2 protein-coding genes are annotated in these 6,259 nt (G+C 73.8%); both read right to left on the reverse strand.

Going from position 1 to position 6,259, the window contains the following annotated elements; all coding sequences use genetic code 11:
* Positions 1-37: 37 nt before the first annotated feature.
* On the reverse strand, positions 38-4,069 hold the full coding sequence (locus PPSIR1_RS35350) for a hypothetical protein (protein ID WP_157596316.1): 4,032 nt from the start codon (positions 4,067-4,069) through the stop codon (positions 38-40).
* Between the two features lie 17 nt (positions 4,070-4,086).
* The coding region (locus PPSIR1_RS35355; RefSeq protein WP_006976065.1) for a DUF3857 domain-containing protein at positions 4,087-6,259 on the reverse strand (2,173 nt) is incomplete at its 5' end.

Consider the following 6,259-nt stretch of genomic DNA (forward strand, 5'->3'; position numbering starts at 1 on the left):
GGGAGTGCCACGGGCAGCGCGAACCGATCGCCGGTGTTCAGCGCGCCCGTAGAATCTGCTGCTCCGCGTTTTGGACCTGGCTAGAGAAGCGGGTCAGCTCGCCGTACTCGGACACCTCGAACACGCCCGGGGTGAGGCTGGACGTGCTCTCGAACACGACCTGAGACTCCCCCACCCCGCCCTCGAGGAGGGTCCGGGTGTAGCGCCCGCGCCCGCTCGCGCCGGTCAGCTCGACGTCTCCGGGGACCTCGCTAAAGCGCCGACCGTCGAGGTTGATGGCGACCCGGGCCTCGAGCCGCGGGGCGTAGCCGACGACGAGTCCGCTCCAGCGCTCGGGCAGCTGGGCGTAGCCGGTGACCAGATCCAGGGGCACAGCCGCGGCCAGGGTCGCCAGCTCGGCGCCCTGGACCACGCCGCCGTTGCGCACCGTGGCCGTGAACCGGGCGACCAGGGGCAGCTGCAGCTCCCAGTCGTTGTCGAACTCGAGGCTCTCGAGGTCCGTCGCGGCGATGGGTAGGATGCGCTGGAGCTCGGCCTGGGTGAACACCTTGGGCAGCTCGTCGGCGTCGAGCTGGGTGAAGGCCTGGCGCCAGAAGATGGCCTCGAGGCCGCGCAGCTCGAGGCGCCCCTGGAGCCGCCCGTTGCCCTCGGCGTCGAGGTCGAGCTGCAGCTCCCAGCGGCGCAGATCGGCGTGCTCGGGGGGGCTCGCCGGCACGTCGACGGGCCCGGGCGGGGGCTCGTCGGCCTCCAGCTGCACGCGCAGGGCTCGGCCGCGGGCGTAGCTGGGGGTCAGGTAGCCCAGGGGGATGACCTCGGAGCTCGTGCCGATCACCAGGGGCCCCGCGTCGGCGCCAGCGCCAGGCGGCCGGGCGCTGGGGATGGCCAGCATGCTCGCGTCGTAGGTCTCGACCAGCGGGTTGCCGCCCGGGACGATGGTCGGGCCGAAGCGGTCGCGCAGCAGCCACAGCTCGCTGTCGATGCCCACGGCCTCGAGCATGGCGCGCAGCAGCATCAAGCGGCCGCCCTGACGCGCGGCCAGGGTCAAGGTCGCGGGCGTGGTCAGGTCGCCGGTCTCCTCGATCTCGTCGACGACCCAGCGCCACAGCGCGTCGACCTTGTCGTAGTCGGAGCTGTACTGCTCGGTGATCTCGGTGGCGAGGGCGCGCAGCTCGGGGTTGCTGCGCTGGCTGGGCCGCAGCTGGGCGGCGACGGTGTCGAGCCAGTCCTCGACCGCCAGCGGCACGTGGACCTGGACCATGGGCAGCTCGTCGAGCATGGACCGGGCCGCGGGCTCGCTGCCCAGGCGCGGGACTCGGTCGGCGCGGTAGCGCAGCTCCACGTAGGCGCTGGCGTCCGGGCCGTGGGCGAAGGGCAGCTCGAGCTCGCGGCGGGCCTCGGCGGGGGGGCCGTTGCGGGCCTCGACGTCGACCCGGCCCTGCTCGCTCGCCGGCACCAAGGTGATGAGCTCGGAGCGGTGGAAGGGGGTCTCGGGCGACTGGAAGCGGAACCGGCCCAGGTCGACGTGGCCCGGGAGCGCGGCCTCGGGGGCGGCGTCGAAGCTGAACTCGAGCTCGACGACGTCGCCGATCTCGAGCCCGCGCAGGCTCAGGCCGTCCTTGCCGGCGATGGACTCGGGCTCGACGACGCGCCCGTCGGGCTTGATCGAGCGCAGGGTCAGCAGGTTGCCGGGCTGCTCGATCTCGCCGTGGGCGTCGATGGCCGCGTCCGAGAGCAGGTGGAACATCTGGTGGACGATGTGCCGGTGGCCCCCGTCGGGCAGCATCATGCTGACCTCGCGGTCGAGCAGCAGGACCTCGCTGACCCCCTCGGAGGCCAGGCCCTCGGCCCGGTCGCGCTCGTAGTCGGCCAGCGCCTCGCGGCCGTCGATGCGCCAGGCCATGAGCGGATCGGGGATGCCCAGGTTCTCGCCGATCTCGCGCAGCCGGGAGTTGTGGGGGAAGCGCTCGATGGCCGCGAGCACGAAGGCGCGGGCCTGCTCGGGGGCGTCGAGCTGGGCGTGGAGGTCGGCGAGGGCGACCATGGACACGGCCCGGTAGGGCGCGAGGCGGAGGATGCGGTCGTGCCAGGCGATGGCCTCGGCGTAGTTGCCCGCGGTCACGGCCAGCTGGGCGAGGGCCTCCATGGCCTCCATGTCGTCGGGGACGCGGTCGAGCTGCTCGGACCACAGCGCCTTGGCGGCCTCGATCCGCTGGCGGGCCGTGGCCTGACGCGCGCGCATGGCCAGGCTGCCCGGGCAGCGCTCGAGCACCTCGACGAGGGCGTCCTCGGCCTCGATCTGGCCGCGGTCCCGGGCCTGCTCGCGCTGGGCCGCGAGCACCTCGCAATTGGTCGGGTGGTAGGCCGCGGCGACCTCGAGGGCGGCCTGGGACTGGACGTCGCTGCCCTCGGCCCGGTAGGCCTCGTAGCGCAGCAGGGCCAGGAGCAGGGAGTCGTTGCCCGTGTGCTCGAGCGCCTCGAAGGCCTCGACGACCTCGGCGCTCTCGCCCCGGTTCAGGCGCTGCTCGAGGAGCTGCAGGTGCGCGCGCTTTAGGCCCGGGTCGAGCTCCAGGGCGCGCTCGAGCTGGGTCTGCTGGCGAACCCCCGAGCTCGACTTCCCGCGGGAGGGGTCGCGGCGCTCGAATTGGGCCAGGAGCAGGTGCGCGTCGGGGAAGGCCAGGCCCTCGAAGTCCCGGTCGCTCAGGGCCTGGGCGAAGCCCTCGGCCGCGTCGGTGTCGTCGAGGATCAGCGCCTCGTCGAGGGCCAGGTAGGCGCGCAGGGGCGCGTAGACGGGGCCGTCGAGCTTCATGGCTCGGGCGCGCCCTCCCCTGCCGAGCTCGGTCCAGCCGGCGCGCTCGACCAGGCCGTCGGCGCGGGCCAGGGCCGGGGCGAGGGCGGGCAGCTCGAGGGCGCGCTCCGCTCCGGGAGATTCGAGGGTCAGCGGCTGGCCGTGCTCGTCCGTGGCCCGGGCCAGGACCCACGCGCGCTCGCTGGGGATGGCGGTGTGGAACTCGACGAGGTGGGGCCCCGGCTCGGCCGGCACGCGCACGCTGGGGCTGCCCACGGGGTAGCGATCGGTGCGGTCGCTGGCCCAGACCAGCTCCCCGTCGACGTAGACCCGGGCCGGGAACTGGGCGCCGAGGGCCAGGCGCAGGAACGCGGAGTCCTCGGGCACGCGGACCTGGGCCCGGAGCCGGCGCATGCCGGCGGCGGGCTCGGGGTTCCACACCCGCACGGCGCACGACAGCCCCGTCAGCGAGGCCTCGGCGTCGACCTGGAAGCCGCGGACCTCGCCGCCGGCGACGCGGTCGAGCTCGAGGGCGCCGCGGTGCCCCTCGAGCGCCCCCACCTGCCAGTCTTGCACGCAGCCCTGGGCCGCATAAAAGTCGCGGTAGGCCTCGCCGCGGGTCCGCGCGATGCGTCCACGGGTCGAGAGCAGCTGGGAGCGGGTCGCGGCCGGGAGGTCGCGGTCGGGCGTGATCTCCCAGTCCTCGGGCGCGGGCGAGACCAGGAAGTGGCGCGCGTCGAGGAGGTCGAAGAGCTCGACGAACGCGCGCTCGCTCTCGGGCTCGAGGCCGTAGTTGGCGTCGAGGACGCGCGCCGCGAGGGGGCTCAGGGCCCGGGCCTGGCGGGTGTAGGCCTCCCCTCGCTCGTTCCGCGCCGAGCCGCGCAGCGCCAGCTCGATCAGGAGCTGCTCGGCCGCCTCGCTGGCCGCCGCGTGGTCCAGGCGGTTGTGGGCGATCATCATGGCGATGAAGCGGGCCAGGGGCGGCGGCGGGTCGGCGACGAGGTTGGGCGTCAGCCGCTCGATGGTCCCGACCTCGTCGAGGGCGTCGTCGACCCGGCCCAGGTGCTGCCAGTAGACCAGCGCCAGCTCCACGCGGGCGTCGTGGTCCTCGGGGTGCTTGGCCAGCCAGCGCTCGAGCTTGGCGGCGTGGGCCTCGGCGTCAGCCAGGCCAAACTCGCCGCTGGGGTCCGAGCTGGCCTGGGGCCGGCAGGCGGCGGCCGACAGGGCGAGGGCCGTCAGGCCCAGGGCCAAGGTGGTGGCGCGAAACAAAGAAGAAGGTCGCATGTCGTGTCTCGCGGGCGTCAGCGGGGCGTGGAGGTGGGCGCGGCCTCGAAGGTCTGGGCCAGGGCGGCGTCGACCTGAGCCAGGAAGTCGCGGAAGGCCGCGTAGTCGGCGACCTCGATGCGCGCGGCGGTGAACTCGAGGGTCGAGCGCAGCGTCGCCGAGCGCCCGTTCGAGGCGGCCTCGACCGCGAGCTCGAAGCGGGCGAAGGGGGCCTCGAGGGTCGCGGCCTGGGGCACCTGGGTCAGGCGCATGCCGGGCGGCGCTGCGTACTTCAGCTCGCGCAGCTCCCGGTTGGGCACGCCGATGTCCAGGGGGTGCTCGCGCGTGGCCTGGGCCGCGTAGCTGCGCACGAGCTGGACCTCGTGGCCCAACGCGCGCCAGCGCAGCGTGCCCCCCTCGCCCACGCCGGTCGCAAAGCCCGGGACGCGCAGCTTGGCCTCGACCTCCACGGGCGCGAGGATGTCGTCGATGCCCGGGTAGCGGGCCTGCTCGAGGGTCACGCCCGGGTAGGTGCGGGCGAGCAATTGGGTCAAGCGCTCGTCGCGTTGCTCGGCGACCTCGAGGCCGCTGCGCCACGACGAGGCCCCGGAGCCCTCGAGCACCATGCGCTGGTCGACCTGCGCCGAGCCGTCGGCGCGCAGCTGGACCGAGAGGGCGTAGTCGCTCGTGTTGTCCTGGGCCGCGGCGTAGGGGATGGTCGTGAACCGGGCCCCCTTCCCGTCCAAGATGATCGCCGCCGACGCGCCCTGGTCCCCCGCGGGCAGCTCGAAGGCCCCGGAGTACTCGGCCGTGCCGTCCATGTAGAGGTCGTACTTGGGCACGTAGACGATGGCGTGGTTGAAGGCCGAGAGGCTCGCGGGCTTGGCCTCGATGGTGCCCATGTCGCGGGTCCGGACCAGCACCAGGTGCGCGTCCACGCCGATCTGCGCGAGCATCACCTTGAGCAGCGAGGCCTTGTCCTTGCAGTCGCCAAAGCGCCGGTTGTAGATGTCCGTGGTCCGGTAGGGCTTGTAGCCGTGGATGCCGAACTCGAGCCCGACGTAGCGCGTCGACTCGATCACGTGGCGGTAGAGGGCGGCGACTTTGTCGAGCTCGGAGGCGGTCTTGGGCAGGGGCTCGAGGGCCTCGCGGACCCCGGCCTCGATGGCGTCGTCGACCAGCAGCTGGCCCTCGACCAGGCCCCAGTACCACTCGCCGACGGCGTCCCAGGTCGCGTAGGAGCTGACGTGCAGGTAGTCGGTGAGCTCGGTCCAGCCGGGCATGCTGGACTCGGGGCGCAGCCCCGCCAGGTCGTCGACCGCGACGCGGTGCAGGGTCCGGTCCTCGTCGAGGGCCTCGGTCGTGGCGGGCTGGTTGAAGTGCAGCGCGAGCTGCGTGGGCGCCTCGAGCAGGTACTCGAAGTGGCGGGTGGGCTCGAGCCCGGAGCCGCCAAAGGTGGGCACCAGGTCGCCGTAGTAGTCGTCGAACTTGTTGCGCGTGGCCACGTCGCGGCGCACGAAGGCGACCTCGACGACGTCGCCGACGCGCAGCCCGGGGAACTCCACGGCGACCCCGCGCTGGTCGTAGTACATGCGATAGCCGGCCGAGCCCACGGCGTAGTGGCGGGTGATGCCGATGTCCTCGATGCGCCCGTCGGCGCGGTAGACCCGGGCCCGGCGCACCTCCACGTAGCTCTCGTCGGGCTCGTAGCCGAAGTCGTGGCGGGCCTGGCCCTCGATCCCGCGGTCGTCGAGGATCGCGATCACCCGGTGGTCGAGGCGCTCGCCCAGGCCGCTGCCGTCGATGCGCGTGGCGATCATCCGGTGGAGCACGGCGGCCTCCTTGCCCGCCCAGTTCGCCGGCGGGCGCTCGGCCTCGCCGCCCTCGCCCCGGTAGGTCTCGACCAGGGCCTCGGTGTCCACGGCGTAGCGGGTGAACACGTCGTCGCGGCTGGCCCCGAGGGTGTCGAGGAGGTCGCGCAGCTCGGGCTGCTGGGGGTTGAGCTCGAGGCTGCGCGAGAGCGCCTGGATGGCCCCGGCCTGGTCCCCGCTGCGGCTGCGCAAAAAGCCCAGCTGGGCGTGGAGCTGCGCGTCCGAGGGGGCCAGGGCGACGGCCTCGAGCATGGCCGCGGTCGCCAGGTTGGGGTCGCCGGCGGCCTCTTCGAGCTCGGCCAGGCGCACCCACACCGCCGGGCGGCCGCGGACGCCTGCG

Source organism: Plesiocystis pacifica SIR-1, assembly GCF_000170895.1.
GTDB lineage: Bacteria > Myxococcota_A > Polyangia > Nannocystales > Nannocystaceae > Plesiocystis > Plesiocystis pacifica.